15 protein-coding genes are annotated in these 16598 nt (G+C 42.0%); 6 read left to right on the plus strand and 9 right to left on the minus strand.

Annotated features, from left to right (window positions below; all coding sequences use genetic code 11):
• Nucleotides 1-230 precede the first annotated feature (230 nt).
• Both MHB46_RS14735 and MHB46_RS14740 read left to right on the plus strand, forming a co-directional pair.
• Entirely contained in the window at nt 231-1187 is a 957-nt protein-coding gene (locus MHB46_RS14735) for an endo-1,4-beta-xylanase (protein WP_160788349.1), read from the plus strand.
• A gap of 169 nt (nt 1188-1356) precedes the next feature.
• Nucleotides 1357-1728, plus strand: a complete 372-nt coding sequence (locus tag MHB46_RS14740) for a DMT family transporter (protein ID WP_069290722.1) — start codon at nt 1357-1359, stop codon at nt 1726-1728.
• A gap of 113 nt (nt 1729-1841) precedes the next feature.
• Here the strand turns inward: MHB46_RS14740 and gnd are convergent, their stop codons facing one another.
• From gnd to MHB46_RS14760, 4 genes are all read right to left on the minus strand, one after another.
• Nucleotides 1842-3245, minus strand: a complete 1404-nt coding sequence (gnd, locus tag MHB46_RS14745; protein WP_341162685.1) for a decarboxylating NADP(+)-dependent phosphogluconate dehydrogenase — start codon at nt 3243-3245, stop codon at nt 1842-1844.
• A 107-nt stretch (nt 3246-3352) separates the two neighbouring features.
• Nucleotides 3353-4699: a GntP family permease gene (locus tag MHB46_RS14750; protein ID WP_023991059.1), complete on the minus strand. Its 1347-nt coding sequence runs from the start codon at nt 4697-4699 to the stop codon at nt 3353-3355.
• 27 nt (nt 4700-4726) lie between these two features.
• Nucleotides 4727-6265, minus strand: coding sequence for a gluconokinase (gntK, locus tag MHB46_RS14755; RefSeq protein WP_341162686.1), 1539 nt, complete (start codon nt 6263-6265; stop codon nt 4727-4729).
• Nucleotides 6258-6989 (minus strand): GntR family transcriptional regulator, encoded by a 732-nt coding sequence (locus tag MHB46_RS14760; RefSeq protein WP_341162687.1) that lies wholly within the window; start codon nt 6987-6989, stop codon nt 6258-6260. Before MHB46_RS14760 ends, gntK begins: the two co-directional genes overlap by 8 nt.
• 253 nt (nt 6990-7242) lie before the next feature.
• Between MHB46_RS14760 and MHB46_RS14765 the strand changes: the two genes are divergently transcribed.
• Both MHB46_RS14765 and MHB46_RS14770 read left to right on the plus strand, forming a co-directional pair.
• A complete protein-coding gene (locus MHB46_RS14765) occupies nt 7243-8538 on the plus strand; it encodes a GntP family permease (RefSeq protein WP_028540931.1) in 1296 nt (431 codons plus the stop codon).
• Nucleotides 8539-8559: 21 nt separating this feature from the next.
• A complete protein-coding gene (locus tag MHB46_RS14770; RefSeq protein WP_341162688.1) occupies nt 8560-9705 on the plus strand; it encodes a glycerate kinase family protein in 1146 nt (381 codons plus the stop codon).
• Between the two features lie 127 nt (nt 9706-9832).
• Here MHB46_RS14770 and MHB46_RS14775 read toward each other — a convergent pair whose 3' ends face one another.
• The gene (locus tag MHB46_RS14775; RefSeq protein WP_341162689.1) at nt 9833-10873 is read right to left on the minus strand and encodes a CdaR family transcriptional regulator; all 1041 of its coding nucleotides are present in this window, start codon (nt 10871-10873) and stop codon (nt 9833-9835) included.
• A 359-nt stretch (nt 10874-11232) separates the two neighbouring features.
• Here MHB46_RS14775 and MHB46_RS14780 point away from each other — a divergent pair, with 359 nt between their 5' ends.
• On the plus strand, nt 11233-12321 hold the full coding sequence (locus MHB46_RS14780) for a DUF2920 family protein (RefSeq protein WP_341162690.1): 1089 nt from the start codon (nt 11233-11235) through the stop codon (nt 12319-12321).
• 153 nt (nt 12322-12474) lie between these two features.
• Here the strand turns inward: MHB46_RS14780 and MHB46_RS14785 are convergent, their stop codons facing one another.
• Nucleotides 12475-13596, minus strand: coding sequence for an RDD family protein (locus tag MHB46_RS14785; RefSeq protein WP_341162691.1), 1122 nt, complete (start codon nt 13594-13596; stop codon nt 12475-12477).
• Between the two features lie 231 nt (nt 13597-13827).
• Here MHB46_RS14785 and MHB46_RS14790 point away from each other — a divergent pair, with 231 nt between their 5' ends.
• Nucleotides 13828-14385, plus strand: a complete 558-nt coding sequence (locus tag MHB46_RS14790) for a GNAT family N-acetyltransferase (RefSeq protein ID WP_341163747.1) — start codon at nt 13828-13830, stop codon at nt 14383-14385.
• A gap of 48 nt (nt 14386-14433) precedes the next feature.
• Here the strand turns inward: MHB46_RS14790 and MHB46_RS14795 are convergent, their stop codons facing one another.
• From MHB46_RS14795 to MHB46_RS14805, 3 genes are all read right to left on the minus strand, one after another.
• Nucleotides 14434-15309: a GNAT family N-acetyltransferase gene (locus MHB46_RS14795; protein WP_165178242.1), complete on the minus strand. Its 876-nt coding sequence runs from the start codon at nt 15307-15309 to the stop codon at nt 14434-14436.
• Between the two features lie 88 nt (nt 15310-15397).
• Entirely contained in the window at nt 15398-15868 is a 471-nt protein-coding gene (locus MHB46_RS14800; protein ID WP_341162692.1) for a MerR family transcriptional regulator, read from the minus strand.
• Nucleotides 15862-16590, minus strand: coding sequence for an SDR family oxidoreductase (locus MHB46_RS14805; RefSeq protein ID WP_341162693.1), 729 nt, complete (start codon nt 16588-16590; stop codon nt 15862-15864). Before MHB46_RS14805 ends, MHB46_RS14800 begins: the two co-directional genes overlap by 7 nt.
• Between the last annotated feature and the right edge of the window lie 8 nt (nt 16591-16598).

Raw genomic sequence — 16598 nt, forward strand, 5'->3', positions numbered from 1 at the left:
CTTTTTGCAGTAATCTTTTTGTCGTTTGATACGAGACTAGATTCTAATCGAAACGATGTGTTAAAGGAGCACGAGGTGTTCAGTCGCCCCGCAATGATGTAAAGTTTTTCGGGTAAAATCTTTACTTTTACATGTAGCGGACAATAACCTTTCATTCTTATAATTGGAAATGTAAGCGATTTATTTAGAGGTAGGAATATTAAAAACTATATGTATGAGGAGGAGATTGTATGTCGAAATTTAAAGTGGGCAAGTTGGTCAGCAGCTTGGCGTTGGCGGGTGTGTTGTTATCATCAGTTCTGATAAACCCGGCTAGTGCCAGTATGGCGAACGGTGGTAAATTCCTCGGGAATATCATTGCTGGAAGTGTCCCTGCAAGTTTTGGAACATACTGGAACCAGGTGACGCCAGAGAATTCGACCAAATGGGGGTCAGTTGAAGGCAGCCGTAACAACATGAACTGGTCGCAGGCGGATACCGCCTACAATTATGCCCGTAACAATGGCTTCCCGTTCAAGTTCCATACATTGGTATGGGGTGCTCAGGAGCCAGGTTGGATTAGCGGACTGTCGGCTGCTGATCAGAAGGCGGAAGTAACCCAGTGGATTAAAGCAGCAGGTCAACGCTATCCGAATGCGGAGTTTATAGATGTGGTGAATGAGCCCCTGCATCAGAAGCCATCCTTCCGCAATGCCATAGGCGGTGACGGATCGACCGGATGGGATTGGGTCATATGGTCGTTCCAACAGGCAAGACAAGCTTTTCCCAATGCCAAGCTGATGATTAATGAATATGGAATTATCAACGATCCCTCGTTAACCGACCAATATGTCAATATTATTAATCAGCTCAAGAGCAGAGGCCTGATTGACGGAATTGGTATTCAATGCCACCAGTTTAGCATGGACACTGTTTCAGTTAACACGATGAACACTGTACTGAACAAGCTGGCGGCAACAGGATTGCCAATCTATGTGTCGGAACTGGATATAACTGGTGACGACAACACCCAGCTTGCCAGATACAAGGAGAAATTTCCGGTATTATGGAAGCATTCTGCGGTGAAGGGAGTTACGCTCTGGGGGTATATCCAGGGACAAACTTGGAAGCCGAACACACATCTGCTGAATTCTAACGGCACGGAACGTCCCGCGCTCCAATGGCTGAGACAATATGTGCAGAGTTAAACTATAGGTGGCACTTAAAACCCAATAGATGCGAACTTTTGCCAAATGTCTGGGCTGGGTAGATGTTTATTTGACGAAGTCTTGGCTGAAATGTTATACGCCCAAGGCTTCTTTTTATTTAGCTTAAACCTAACGTATCAAAACCTAATCCAACTCAATTAAGCTTACAATGGCTTATCTTTTCTTGGCAATCTCTATTGTTGGTGAACTTGTTGGAACTTCAATGCTTAAAGCTTCAGAAGGTTTCACCAGACTGTATCCGACTCTATTCACAATTGTGGCGTTCGTGATCTCTTTCTTCTTTATCTCCTTATCCCTTAAGACGCTCCCCTTAAATATGACTTATGCCATCTGGTCAGGTGTAGGAGCCGTTGCTACAACGCTTATTTCAGTATTGATTTGGAAAGAAAAAATTAATACAGGAAGTATCGCAGGTATTGCTTTAATTGTTATTGGCGTGGTGGTACTGAACCTATTTGGTGCAGGACATGGTGAGGCAAAAGGAACAACAGAAGCAACGAGTTCAATCGTTCAAAAATGAGATGAAATAGTATAGACACAAGAACATCGTAGAGAAAATGTATTCCAAAGGAGTGCCCTAATGAAGGGAAAAACCACTTCATTAGGGCACTGGAGATTTACTACCACTATCGATCACTGCCAGTTTGTGTGAAAGGACCCTGCTGCATCACTTCGTTCATAAGTATGGGCACCAAAATAATCCCTTTGTGCTTGCAAAAGGTTAGCATTCGAAATGCCTGTCCGGTAACTATCATAATAAGTAAGTGAAGCACTTAAACATGGAAACGAAGTGCCAGAATTAATACCCTCACAGACAACTTTTCGTAATCCTTTTTGATACTCTTTAACTTTTTCAGCAAAATACGGGGCGATTAATAGATTAGCCAAATTCGGCTGTTCTTGATATGTTTCGCTTATTACGTTTAAGAATTCAGCACGAATGATGCAACCACCACGGAAAATAAGGGCTATATCCTTTAAAGGTAAATTCCATCCGTAAAGTTCAGAAGTCATTTTATATTGTATAAATCCTTGCGCGTAGGCACAAATCTTACCCATATAAAAAGCTTGTCTAATGTACTCAATCCACACATCTTTATCTAAACTTCGCTGATCAATCCCTGGTCCTGTTAAAATATTTTCTGCATAAACTCGTTCTTCTTTTAAAGAGGAGATGTAACGGGCAAACAATGACTCTGTAATAATGGATGATGGGATCCCATTGTCAATTGCTTGAATGCTTGTCCATTTACCTGTGCCCTTTTGCCCTGTTTTATCAAGAATCACATCGATTAGTGGTAAGCCTGTTACATCATCCTTTTTCCGTAAAATCTCTGCTGTGATTTGGATTAAATAACTTTTCAGTTCCCCTTGATTCCATATTTCAAAGATATCAGCAATTTCATTCACAGATAAACGTAACCTTTTTCTTAAAAATGTATAGGTTTCTGCGATTAATTGCATATCTGCATACTCGATTCCGTTATGTACCATTTTTACAAAGTGACCGGACCCTTTTGGACCCATATAAACACAGCAAGGGTCTCCGTCCACTTGGGCTGCTATTTTTGTTAGAGTAGGAGCTGTTTTTTCATATACGTTTTTATCTCCACCAGGCATGATCGAAGGTCCATTTAAAGCCCCGACTTCGCCGCCGGAAATACCGATTCCTAAATAACCGATTCCTTTTGACTTCAATTCATCATATCTACGTTCCGTATCTTTGTAATGGGAATTACCACCGTCCATGATCACATCGCCTGCTTCAAGGAAGGGTACTAATGTACCTATTACCGAATCGACCGGTTTGCCCGCTGTTACCATAAGGAAGATTTTCCTTGGAGTTTTTAAGGAGTAAACAAAATTTTGAATTTCGTAGTAGGGATGAATGGAGTGACCTTCACTTTTTTTAACAAGATCATCCGTTAAATCCCTCGTATAATTATAGACAGCGACTTGCTCACCCTTACCAGCCATGTTTAAAGCGATATTACAGCCCATTACCCCTAAACCAATGACACCAATTGTGTTGGACATTTTTTCTACTCCTTTTATTTGAAATGAATAGGCCGTAGATCCTCACTTATAGGCTTAGAAGATTCTAAGAAAAATAAGTGGGGGATCTACCGCCCGGGAATCATGGTTTATACGAATAAACTTAGTACTAAAATAAATCCTAATCCAGCTACAGAAATGATGGTCTCAAGTAATGTCCATGTTGCAAATGTTTCTTTCATGCTTAAACCAAAATATTCTTTAAACATCCAGAAACCAGCATCGTTAACATGTGAAGCTATTAAACTACCCGCTCCCGTTGCAAGCACAACTAAAGCAAGATTAACGTCGGATTGTCCTAACATCGGAATAACTAAACCAGCGGTTGTTAAAGCTGCAACAGTTGCAGAACCTAAGGAAATTCGTAATATTGCAGCGATAATCCAGGCAAGTAAGATGGGTGATAATGTAGTTCCATTGAATAATTCAGCTACATAGTCACCTACGCCGCCATTAATCAGTACTTGTTTGAAGGCTCCGCCACCCCCAATGATTAAGAGCATCATTCCAATATGAGTAATAGCCGTTGTACAAGATGCCATTACATTTTTGATTGGAATTTTTCTTGCTATTCCCATGGTATAGACAGCTACCAGTAAGGAAATTAACATGGAAGTTGATGCATCACCAATAAAACGGATCGCTGCTAGTAAACTACTATCTTCAAATCCCATTGTTTTTTGAAGCAAAGTAATAACCGTAGCAATAGACATTAAAATAACAGGAAGCATTGCAGTAAATACACTGATACCAAATCCCGGAGTTTCCTCGGATTTAAATACTTTTTGTTCACCTAAAGAGGCAATATTACCCGTTTTCGTAAATGATGCAGGTACGAGTTTTTTGGCAAGCTTAGTAAACACAGGTCCAGCTAAAATAACGGTTGGAATGGCAATAATGAAACCGTACAGTAAAACCTCACCAAGGTTCGCACCATATTCACCAGCAATAACTGTCGGTCCTGGGTGTGGAGGTAAGAAACCATGTGTTACGGATAAAGCTGCAACCATCGGAATCCCGAGATATAAAATAGAAACTTTTAATTCTTTTGAAATGGCAAATATGATTGGAATTAACAATACTAATCCTACTTCAAAAAATAACGCCACACCGATAATGAATGAAGCAGCTACGACTGCCCATTGGATATTTTTTTCACCAAATTTGTCTACGAGGGTCATGGCAATTCGTTGAGCACCACCAGAATCGGCGATCAACTTACCCAACATCGCTCCAAGTCCAAAGATTAACGCTAAGTGACCAAGGGTTCCGCCTAATCCGGCTTCGATGGTTTTGACAATTTCCTCTAATGGCATTCCAAGTGCTAAAGCGACGCCGAACGATACAATGATTAATGAAATAAAGGTGTTCAATTTGAAGCCCATTATTAAAACTAATAATGCTAAAATTCCAATCGCTACGATAACTAATGGCATTGTAATTACCCCCTGCTTTTTATCTTTTTAGTGTTTAATTAAGCTTCTTTGATAATTGGAAATCCGTGTATAATCGTCTTCTAATACTCTGGATAGATTAATGAAAATCGGCAGCAATTTCCTATATTCCTTGGTCGCTTCTTCTTTTGGTGTATGTTTGTTGGTACTGCCAATCATTTCAGAAACGACTTCAAAGGACTGGATTTGTCCGGTGGCATACAAGCCTAAAATACAAGCTCCTAGACAAGAACTTTCGTAGCTTTCTGGAACGACGACTTCAGATGAGAATATGTCAGACATCATTTGCCGCCAAACATCTGATCTTGCGAAGCCTCCAGTAGCTTGAATTCGGGTCACAGGACCGTCCATACATTCGGTTAATGCTAAAAATACGGTGTACAAATTGTAAATGACTCCTTCTAGGGCTGCGCGAATCATATGTTCTTTCTTATGTGACATCGTTAAACCGAAGAATGAGCCACGTACGTCTGGGTTCCATAATGGCGCACGTTCACCAGCCAGGTATGGATGGAATAACAATCCGTCAGATCCTGGTCTTACACGTTCAGCAATCTTGGTTAGTACATCATATGGATCAATTCCTAGTCTTTTCGCTGTTTCTACTTCTGATGAGGCAAGTTCGTCACGGATCCAGCGAAGGACCATCCCGCCATTGTTCACCGGCCCCCCAATAACCCAGTGCTTTTCTGTTAAGGCATAACAAAATATTCTTCCCTTTTCGTCTGTTTGAGGCTTGTCTATAATGGTTCGAATGGCACCGCTTGTCCCGATTGTGACGGCAACTTCGCCTTTTCGTATCGCATTTACACCTAGATTAGAAAGGACTCCATCGCTAGCTCCAATGACAAACGATGTTTGTGGATCGATCCCCATCTTTTTTGCTAAATCTGAATTACAGTTGGTAAATATCCTGGTTGTTGGCACAAGCTCAGATAATTGAGAAGGGGTTATACCAGCAATTTTTAATGCCTCTTCATCCCAATCTAATTTTTCTAGATTCATCATACCCATGGCAGAAGCTAGGGAATAATCCACTACATATTGATCAAAGAACTTTTTAAAAATATATTCTTTAATTCCGATATACTTTTTAACCTTGACAGCGGTTTCAGGAAGGTCATTCACAATCCAAGCTATTTTTGTTAAGGGTGACATGGGGTGAATAGGTGTTCCTGTTCGTTTATAGACTTCATGGCCATTCAGCTCATCTTTTATTTTATGTGCCCATGCTTCACTTCGATTATCTGCCCAAGTGATACAAGACGTCAGTGGGCGGTCATTTTCATCCATCGCAATGACACTATGCATGGCACTGCTAAATGAAATAAACGATAGCTTTTTTTGTGAGTGATGTTTCATTATATTCGAAGTGGCTTGCAGGACAGCCTGAAAAATCTCTTCTGGGTTTTGTTCAGCTGTCGCTATATCCGGTGTATAAAGCGGGTATCCAATATTCTCTTGTTGGATGACTTCGCCTTTTTCGCTAAATAGAACGGCTTTCGTACTTGTGGTTCCGATATCTATACCTAACATATAGTTAGTCATTTTGTTGCACGACTCCTTTAGATAGCATTTGTTGTGACATCCATAGGTCTTCTACTTTACCTTGAACATCATCAAAGTTTTCATGTAAAGACTTGATCATGAGGTCTCTATCTTTTGCTTTGATTGCTTCAATATAAAGTTCGTGATTGTTTATAATCCGTGTAAAATCTTCATACTTTTCTGTGAAACGCATACGCATCGACAAAAGAATGAGACTTTCCATAACAGGCTTTAAATTATTCCAGATCATCAGAATATGCGAATGATTGGCTGCACGAATAATCGTTTCATGGAACAAGACATCTTGATATGAAAACTCATCAGCATCACTATATTTGACGGCGACTTTCATCATTTCGAGAATTTTACTAAGTTCCTTCGCCAAATCATTAGTGTCCATCTTTACAAGACGTTCAAATACGAAGGATTCTATGAGCAGACGGACATCATAAATTTCTTCTATTTCTTTTTCTGATAAACCAATAACAACGGCTCCCATTCTTTCTAATCGAATGATATTTTCGGATGCCAGTATTTTTAACGCTTCACGAATGGGTGAGCGACTTACAGTGAAATCAGCAGCTAGTTTATTTTCAGATAATATGGTACCGCTTTCAATCCCGCCAGAAATAATGCGCATTCTAAGCTCGGATGTTACGCGATCACCAGCAGAGGCTTTTAAAAGCCATTTGGAGGGATATAGGAATTCTGATTCGACCATCATTTCACCTTCTCAATTAATCAAGTATACTTGTATACAGGTATTATAATCTGAAATTTTAAATTTGCAAGCGTATACATTAAATTTGTTTTGTAACGCCTCGATACATAAAATGAAAATTGCATAATAAGACATAGATCCTGTTCGGATTTTTTGTTCAAATGCACAATCAATTTCGTCTGTTCTTCAATATTTTTAACGTGCGGCAATCGATATAATGAAAGCGTAATCAAAAATTGCCCGGGGGGTTAGACAGATGGAAGGATTGACGATCAGTTGGATAGGAGCTCTGGCAGGGCTGGCTATTGCAATTATTCTGATATTAAGAAAGCTGAATCCGGTTTACGCTTTATTTTTGGGAGCTATTGTAGGCGCTTTATTGGGCGGAGCCAATTTGGAACAGACGATCAGCGTGTTAATAAGCGGTACGCAAAGTGTGATGGGGACGGTCATTCGTGTGCTTGCCGCAGGTGTATTGGCAGGTGTAATGATGGAATCCGGGGCAGCGGAGACGATTGCGCAGGCTATTGTAAAGAAGTTCGGCGGCAGTAAAGCGATTCTCGCACTAGCCTTGGCGACGATGATTATTACGGCGGTAGGTGTATTTATTCCCGTTGCCGTGTTGATTGTGGCACCTATTGCATTGTCGGTCGGTAACAAAATGGGGATTTCCAAGCTGGCGCTCTTGTTGGCTTTATCTGGAGGCGGAAAAGCGGGGAACATCATCTCTCCCAATCCTAATACGATTGCGGCGGCGCGCGGATTTAATCTGGATTTAAGCCACGTGATGTTGGCGGGTGTGGTTCCTGCGATATGCGGTTTAATCATGACTGTTTTGGTGGCATCTATGCTGAAAACCAAAGGTGTGAAGGTGTCCGACCAGGATATCATGGACAGTGATGTCGATACATCGAAATACCCGGCGTTGGGACGGGCGATTGTAGCCCCTTTGGTAGCTGTTATTTTGCTGATGATTAACCCGATTGGTTCCATCTCTGGTATTGAAGCACTTTCGAATTTCAAGGTGGATGCGATGTACATTTTGCCGATCGCTGGGATTGTGGGTATGCTGGCCATGGGACAAGGGCGCAATATCCTGAAGTATTCGGCCTCCGGTTTGAATAAAATGACGGCGACCGTGCTGATTTTGATCGGTGCAGGAGGGATTGCGGGTCTGATCTCTGCCTCCAACTTGTCTGCTCAGGTGGTTGGCCTGATTGAAGCTTCGGGAGTTTCCGGTACATTTTTGGCACCGCTTGCAGGTATTCTGATGGCAGCTGCTACGGCGTCCACCTCGACTGGAGTTATTTTGGCGACAGGCTCGTTTGGGGAAGCCATTCTGAACATGGGAACGGCCCCACTCGCTGCAGCTGTGATGGTGCATACAGGAGCTACAGTCATTGATTCCTTGCCGCAGGGCAACTATTTTCACGTCACGGCAGACAGCATGAAAATGAGCATTAAACAACGGATGGGATTGATTCCTTACGAAGCTATTGTGGGTGGAACGATGGCAATTGTAGCGACAATCATGTATGGATTTTTACTTTAATATTCACGATGGGGTGAGAAGATGAGAGAGAAAACATTTGTGCTGGCACCAGATTCTTTTAAAGAAAGCATGACGGCTAAAGAAGTGTGTATCGCGATGGAGAAAGGACTGCGCAAGGTCTATCCGGCGGCGAATTATGTCCACGTACCGATGGCGGACGGTGGTGAAGGAACGGTGCAGTCACTGGTGGATGCGACAGGCGGGCAGATTCGTTATATCGAGGTGACAGGACCGCTTGGAGAACCTGTAACTGCTGCATACGGCTTGCTGGGAGACGGCACCACGGCGGCAATCGAGATGGCATCTGCTAGTGGAATCCATCTGGTCAACAAGGATAACAAAAACCCGTTAAAGACAACAACCTACGGCACAGGGGAGTTAATCCGTGAATGTCTGAATCAGGGAATTCGAAAAATTATCATCGGCATTGGCGGAAGCGCGACGAATGATGGCGGTACAGGAATGGCGGAAGCGCTGGGCGCCAGATTTCTGGATGCAACAGGCAATACTCTTCCGCGCGGCGGCGGTAGTCTGGGCGAGCTGGCCAGTGTTGATATTTCATCACTGGATGACCGCTTGCAGCAGGTACAACTGATTGTAGCCTGTGATGTGACAAATCCGCTGTGTGGAGAGCATGGGGCATCTCAAGTATTCGGGCCACAAAAAGGGGCAACCCCGGAGATGGTGCAGCAATTGGATGCCAATCTTGCCCATTACGCCGATGTGGTGAAGCAGCAGCTGGGCAAGGATGTGCGCGATTTCCCAGGCGCAGGCGCAGCAGGTGGATTGGGTGCGGGCCTATTAATTTTCACTCAGGCAGCGCTGCAAAAAGGCATTGAAATTGTGATTGAATACACCGGTTTAAAACAAAAGCTCGCCACTGCCGATATCGTTTTGACGGGGGAAGGCGGTATTGATTTTCAGACCAAATTCGGTAAAACTCCTTATGGAGTAGCTCAGGCGGCAAAACAGTCTGGTAAAAAGGTCATTGCCGTCGCAGGTTATATCGGGGAAGGGATCGACACGTTGTACAAGGAAGGGATAGATGCGGTATTTGGCATCGTGCCGGGAGCCTCGGAGCTCGGTAAGCTGCTGGCCGAAGGGCCACAAAACGTAGAGCGTACGTGCGAGAATATCGCAAGAGTACTTCAATTCAGCGAGAAATGAACCGAATAATACGAGCGCTCGCCTGTAATCCCGAACTTAGCCAAAGCCGGATTGACTGAGAAATTTGGGAGTGACGGCGAGCGGAAATATGATATTACTGGCGCATGGTCTGGCGTGATACAGCAGTTCATTGATACAGTGCCAATAAGCCGTGCGTAAGCTCAAAAAGCTGAAGGAGATTACGGGGATCTTTACCGGTTAAGGTATGGATGCGCTTCAGGCGGTATTGCAGCGTATTTCGGTGAATATTTAATTCATCTGCGGTAAAGGAGACACTGCCGTTATGGTTAATAAAGCTTCGCAGCGTATCCAGCAAATCCACAGTATCTTCCAGCTTGCTAACCAGATAGATCGTGTTCGTCAGGTTCGTTTGACTCAATTTGACCAGAAATTCGACTTCCGCAAAAGAAATTTTTTGCACAGGCGGGCGCAAAGCCAGTAAAACATTCATAGCTGACTTGGCTTGCATATAAACATCCGCAATGTTGTGCTCTTGTCTGCTGACCGTAATCAGCACATCGGGATGACTGCGCACAAGTGGCTCTAGCAGTTTGTCTGTCGGCTCCTGATTTTGTATTAGAATGAGATAGCAGTCTTCTTCCATGCGAAAGGATGGATGCTGCATGAATATATTGGACAAATCGGCTAAATGAGCTGGATCAGTAGGCAGATATTTTACATATACAGCCGAAGTTTTTAGAAGCAAATCAATGTGATATTGAGCTGCTTCTTTTTTTATTTTTTGCGTGTAAGCTCCCTGATGATTTAACAACATTTCCAGCACAGACTTTTTGCGGTTGGCTTCGTGGGCCAGATGCTCCAACGAGATGCGCTGTTCAATCAGGAGAGACACCGTAGTTTTAACAATATTGCAGAAAGGACGCACTTCATCGGGATTGCCTGAAATACCAATGACACCAACTAACTCATGATGAATGACAATCGGTTCATTGGTTCCCTTTTTCTCATAGTGGCCGTCCTGCCACACTTCAATCATTTTCCCGGTTTCGAGCGCCTGAACAGCGCCTTGGTGAATAGTTCCGATTCGTTCACTCTCGCCGCTGCCAATGATGATGCCTCGTTCATTCATTATATTGATATTGTATGGAATATCCTTCATCATTTTGTCTACGATGTCTTGGGCTTGTTTTTCGGAGAGCTGAAACAAAATCCGGATTCCTCCTTTATCTATAGTGATATAGCGTATTTTAATGTACCAACTTAATGAAAGGGTTTTCAATTCATTGTGCATCTGAACAATATGATAAGGCGGATTACCGAATATGTCAGTCAATTTTATCATAGATGTGAAATTGCAACGCAAAAGTATAACCGTGCCCACAAAAAGGACATTTTGAAAAAAAAGATGACCCGCTTGTGGGCCTTTTATGTTTTAATCAGAATATTAAAAGAATACGATATGGGGATTTAATCAGAAAATCTTTGTCTTGATATGCTGATGTACCTATTGGTCGAAATTATTTGATGAAATGGGCTTTTAATATTTATATGGGGGAAAAAATAAGTATGTCAGAACAACATAGTATTAATATTCCGGCACATCATAATATATACACAGGTAAGTCTAATCGAGAACTACGAATTGACTTTTCTATCCCACAAAATGGAGTTAATGAAAACACAGGATTGATTATTTTCGTCCCTGGGTTCGGCGGTAATATTGATTCTAAAGTTTACATAAAAATGAGGGAACTATTTGCTGACAAATACAATATGGTAACGATTCAGTGTAATTATTTTGGTAGTTCATATATGCAATCATCAGCTAATCATTTCAAGTTTAAAGATCCTCAAATTTTACAAACTATTCTTACGGTAGATGAATTGGAGAGAATAAATAGAGACTCTTCTATTTTACTAAATATATTGTCTGAAAAAAACATCCTGATTCCTGTGATTGCTAATATAGATGAAAGTATAGAAGAGTTTAATGATATGAGTTATATGCAGGCAATAGATATTATCAGCGCTGTAGAGTCGGTTAAAATCATACTGAGTGGAAATGATTTACTATTTAATTCTAATAGAATTATTGGATACGGACACTCTCATGGAGCGTATTTATTACATTTAAGCAATAGGTTAGCACCTACTTTATTTTCATATTTGATAGATAACTCAGCCTGGATAGAACCGATATATTTATCCAGTAGTAGATTTCTATATCAGACTATGGGAAATTCAACGTTTGCTTATGAATTTGACTATTTTGCGAAGAAAATAGTGCAAAATAAGCAAGACTTAAACTTAGAGACGCTTTATAAAGATTTTAATGGAAATACGCAGGTTTTATCTTTTCAAGGAGATGAGGATAATTTAGTTAACCATGTAGAAAAAAAACGTATTGTAGAAACTATCAATAATTCAGATTTTATACTTGTTAAAAAGGAAGATGTAGATCATATAAAATATAAATCGAACGGTCATGGTTTAGATGCAGATTTTTTAGAGCTTTTTTCCTATGCATTAGAATTAGAACGCCCAACACAAGAAACCTTAAAAAAAGATTCGAAATATATAGTCGATTTTGAAAGTGTATCTATAGAAGTTGATTATACGCAGGGATTACCAATATTTAATTTTAATTTTAAGTAAAATGGCAACCTCATTCAGTACTTATCCCACCTGCTCAGTTTCCCATGTGATTTTTAAAGTTTAGTTTATATATCAGGTAACAAGTGTCAAAAAACAGGGCTCTAAGGAGCACCTGCTTTTTGTGTCTATCCTTTTTATTGCTAGCCACGCTGTCTAATGACGAACCTCGCGGAAGCTATAGGTAATGTCGTGTAGTTCTTTCTTTAAACGGGCATCTTTAGACGCTGGTGCATATCCAAGCACCTGGTAGTAATTACTTTCGGTCTCAATAATCGCTACATGGGTGACATATTTGTCCACATCTTTCTTGCCTTTAATCACGAACTCGAGGGCAGGATATCCATGAATGGTTATGTTAGAGACAGGTCCTACACTGGACAGGTTCCACTCTTTGGTTAAGTTATTTTCAGCTTTCTTACCATATTGTTGGAGAGTTATATTGCCCAATTGCTTTTTTGAGTGGGATAGTACCACAACGGATTTTTGAATGTACGGATTGAATATTGCAATCTCTGCCTTTCCTTCACGGTCCGGGTCTGTTGACCAGTCCAGCGGGGCCGTGATTTGAAACCGTCCATCTTTACTTACATAGCTTTGCTCTTTCTTGCTCACCGGAACTTTAGGAGGTACGTAACTGTCTGCAAGTATAAAAATAGCATTTACAAACGAGGCTCCCAAGATCACCATTGTGGTAAAAAATATAAAGAGCGAACGTTTCATTGTCTTTTTGCTAATGGGCTCTAAATCCCGTACCTTTACAACATATGTACCTGCAGCTAAATCACCAATTCGTTGTCTTGATGCAGTTACTAACACACTGATACCAGCAGGTATCCCACCCATTAGCAATGGATTGGTGTCTATTAGCCTGAGCAGCGTACGAATGAGTGATTTAAGAAAACCGGGAGGCCTTCCTTCCCCGTTAACCACCTTAATACGAAAGACGAACTTACCCAGCGTATAGCCTGTGTAACCTTCCAAAAGTAAATAATAGCTGAAGAAAGCAATAAGCAGAATACAACGAGTTGCAATCGCTAAAGGCAAAAACCACTTGTCCGTTATTTGAATGACAGAAATAAAAAAACAAATATATCCGATTACAAAGAATATGCAGTCAAAAACCGTTGCTCCCCACCGTCTAAACAGCGTAGAATTCCCGTATGTTTTTGATAACGCCGCCATCCTGTTTGGATCTACCCCATAGTTTTGACCATGCTGAATGTACGTCTGTCTTGAAGTTTCCTGCGGATTGTGTGATATGTGCTGTTCGTCCAAAAAATACACCTCTTCTTAATAATTAAAAACACACTCCTTATATTAACGGTCATTTTATAATCCATGTTTAGGAAAACATTCTATAAACAAAGAAATTATTATAAATATCCCTTCCTCCCATTTACTCTATAATTGGAAGAAGAAAGTAACGATAAGCGAATATTGAACTCAGGAGGCATGGGTATGCAAGAAGAACTGGCAAAAGCGAATAAGGCAGCAAGAGGTGAGAATGTGAAAGGTGAGTTTCCGGTTATAACGACTGAACGTCTCATATTACGAAAAATGGTAGCGACGGACAGCAAGGACATGTTGGAATACTTTTCAGATGAGCAGGTTATGAAGTTTTATGGACTGAGCCCGTTTGAGTCTGAACAGGATGCGCTGGATGAGATTAGTTGGTATGATCAGATTTTTGAGACAGATCAGGGAATCCGCTGGGCTATTCAAACAAATGAAGGTAAAATCATCGGTTCTTGCGGATTTCATAACTGGGATCAACGTCATCGCCGGGCAGAAATGGGCTATGAATTGTCCAGAGCCTATTGGGGCCAAGGGCTAATGCCGGAGGTACTTGCAGCTGTAATCGACTATGGGTTTAATACCCTCTCATTGAACCGCATTCAGGCGCTAGTAGAGCCAGAGAATGCCCAATCCTTGCGGTTGCTTGAAAAAGCAGGCTTTCGGCAAGAAGGGCTCCTCTCCCAATATGAATTTACGTTAGGGAAATATGATGATCTTTACATGTGCGCATTGGTCAAATCAGAGTATATCAATCGTTCTCAGAAATGATAGATGTAGGTGAATCAATCAGGGGAGCATGGATAGGAAGAAGGTTGATCATTGTACAACATGATCGACCTTCAGCGGCATACCCATTTCATATTGCTCAATGGGGTCTTTCGAGAGACCTATTTTTTGGATAAAGCCTTCAAGAGAGTCATTGTCAGACAGACAGATGTACACCTTCTCAATCTTTTGGGTCTCTGCTGCTCTATGAAGGAGGGCGCATCCTAATCCTTGGTTGCGATGCTTAGGATCGACCCAAAGAAAGTTGATTTTACCCTTAGCACTCATGCTCACCATGCCGAGGCACGTTTGATTCACTTCGTAGATGCCGAGAAAAGCTTCCTGTGTACTGGTGGCGTAATAAGGTGTGTCGCTTTGCCAATGGATGTGGCAGTCGGTGAGGGTCTTACGAAAAGCTGCGATGTCATCAAATGTAACTTCCTTAAGAATATACGAAGATGAGAGGGCAGCGGGTGGGGCGGAGGGCAGAGTGCCGTTGTAGTATTTCAGCGTATAGCGTGGCTGATAGCCTTGCTTTTCATATAATTTAACGGCCAGATGATTATCCTTGATGACTTCGAGCCATAGCTGCTGGCAGTCCGCGGAGATGGCTGTTTGTTTATGTAATTCCAGCAACTTGTTGCTAATCCCTTGACCGCGGTAAGCCGGAGCGATGCATAGCGTGCCGCAACGCATGGTCTTGTACCCGTCGAACTGCCGGACACCGCCGAGAATTAAGCCGATCGGTTGATCCTCATCCATGGCAAGGAAAGAGTGATTCCGTGTATTACCCTCTGGACCAAAAAAACGTGCTGCGAAATCGTCCTGATCCATGGTCAGGCGAATGGAATAATCCGAGAACCCAAGCGAAAATGCTTGAAAAATGTGTTCCATACTGACGTCATTGCATCTCACATAGGTGATCACCGTTATTCCCCCTAGAAATTCATACTATATTTGGATTATAGGGAATTAAGGGAGCTCCATCAATCTCCTGCTGAAATAAAAAAACCCCTTAAAAAAGGGGATTGGTGCTGTGTGTTGTAGGGTTGCAATTCGTGTCGCTAAGATCAGGATTGGTAGAGAGGTCACGATAATGGTTGAGCTTATATTCAATAATTTTTTGGGTTTCCATCAGTCTGGAAATTTCTTGTTGAATCTTCTGATTATGTTTCTCAAGTAAGGAGTGTCTGATCGGAATGGTGCTGTTGCCTTGCATCGAAAGTTCTCGATAATGCTTCATTTCCTCTATAGTCATTCCAGTGGCTTTTAATCGGGTTAAAAAGATAATCCCCAGAATCTGATCTCTACTGTAGAACCTGTGTCCGTTAGCCTTTCGTTCAGCACAAGGCAGTAAGCCAATTCGCTCATAATAGCGTATAGTATCTTCTGTTAAACCTGTTAGTTCTGCAGCTTGACTAATAGAGGTTATGGTCTCCGGAATTTCCTGCAAAGTATCCCACTCCTTAATTGTAACGATTACCAAGGCACTTCTCCATTCGAGTCGAAAAACCCTCCTGACGGCCCGTCACTATTTAAAGTAGCTAAACGAACAACGACAGCAGCAGCTTGTTGTACCGAACCTGGTCCTGTAAAGCTATTTAAGTCAGTAGCGGTAAAGCCAGGGTCAGCCGAATTAATTTTGAGAGGTGAGTCTTTGAATTCTTTGGCAAGGGTGACGGTGAACATATTAACCGCTGCTTTGCTGCTATTGTAGGCAAGCAAATTAAATTGTGCATGCTCATGCTCAGGATCGCTATTATAGGTTAACGAACCAAGGCCACTCGACAAATTAACGATTCTACCACAAGGAGATTTTTGCAATAAAGGCAGCATAGCTTGCGTCACCGCGACCAAACCGAAAAAGTTTGTTTCATACGTTTCTCTTAAATCGTCCAAAGAGAACTGACTTGGAGGATTGGCTCCTCCCAAAGATATGCCGGCATTGTTGATGAGTACATCAAGGGAACCGAATTCTTGTTTGATCTGTTGGACTGCGGAATCAATCGTACTTTGATTCGTCACGTCTAACAAAATCAATCGGGCTTCTACTCCCTCATTAGCCAACTTAGCCACCGCTTCCCGGCCGCTCTGCTCATTCCGTGAGCCAATCAGGATTGTAAGACCCATACCCCCCAATTGTCTGGCTGTTTCATACCCGATGCCTTTGTTGGCCCCAGTAATAAGAGCTGTTTTCCCAATGGTCATGAGCGATT

The sequence above is a fragment of the Paenibacillus sp. FSL H7-0703 genome (assembly GCF_038003485.1).
Taxonomy (GTDB): domain Bacteria; phylum Bacillota; class Bacilli; order Paenibacillales; family Paenibacillaceae; genus Paenibacillus; species Paenibacillus polymyxa_B.

Excerpts from the sequence above, each read along its gene's own strand:
- MHB46_RS14735 (WP_160788349.1), top strand. The coding sequence starts at position 231 with ATGTCGAAATTTAAAGTGGGCAAGTTGGTCAGCAGCTTGGCGTTGGCG.
- MHB46_RS14740 (WP_069290722.1), top strand. The coding sequence starts at position 1,357 with ATGGCTTATCTTTTCTTGGCAATCTCTATTGTTGGTGAACTTGTTGGA.
- gnd (WP_341162685.1), bottom strand. The coding sequence starts at position 3,245 with ATGTCCAACACAATTGGTGTCATTGGTTTAGGGGTAATGGGCTGTAAT.
- MHB46_RS14750 (WP_023991059.1), bottom strand. The coding sequence starts at position 4,699 with ATGCCATTAGTTATCGTAGCGATTGGAATTTTAGCATTATTAGTTTTA.
- gntK (WP_341162686.1), bottom strand. The coding sequence starts at position 6,265 with ATGACTAACTATATGTTAGGTATAGATATCGGAACCACAAGTACGAAA.
- MHB46_RS14760 (WP_341162687.1), bottom strand. The coding sequence starts at position 6,989 with ATGATGGTCGAATCAGAATTCCTATATCCCTCCAAATGGCTTTTAAAA.
- MHB46_RS14765 (WP_028540931.1), top strand. The coding sequence starts at position 7,243 with ATGGAAGGATTGACGATCAGTTGGATAGGAGCTCTGGCAGGGCTGGCT.
- MHB46_RS14770 (WP_341162688.1), top strand. The coding sequence starts at position 8,560 with ATGAGAGAGAAAACATTTGTGCTGGCACCAGATTCTTTTAAAGAAAGC.
- MHB46_RS14780 (WP_341162690.1), top strand. The coding sequence starts at position 11,233 with ATGTCAGAACAACATAGTATTAATATTCCGGCACATCATAATATATAC.
- MHB46_RS14805 (WP_341162693.1), bottom strand. The coding sequence starts at position 16,590 with ATGACCATTGGGAAAACAGCTCTTATTACTGGGGCCAACAAAGGCATC.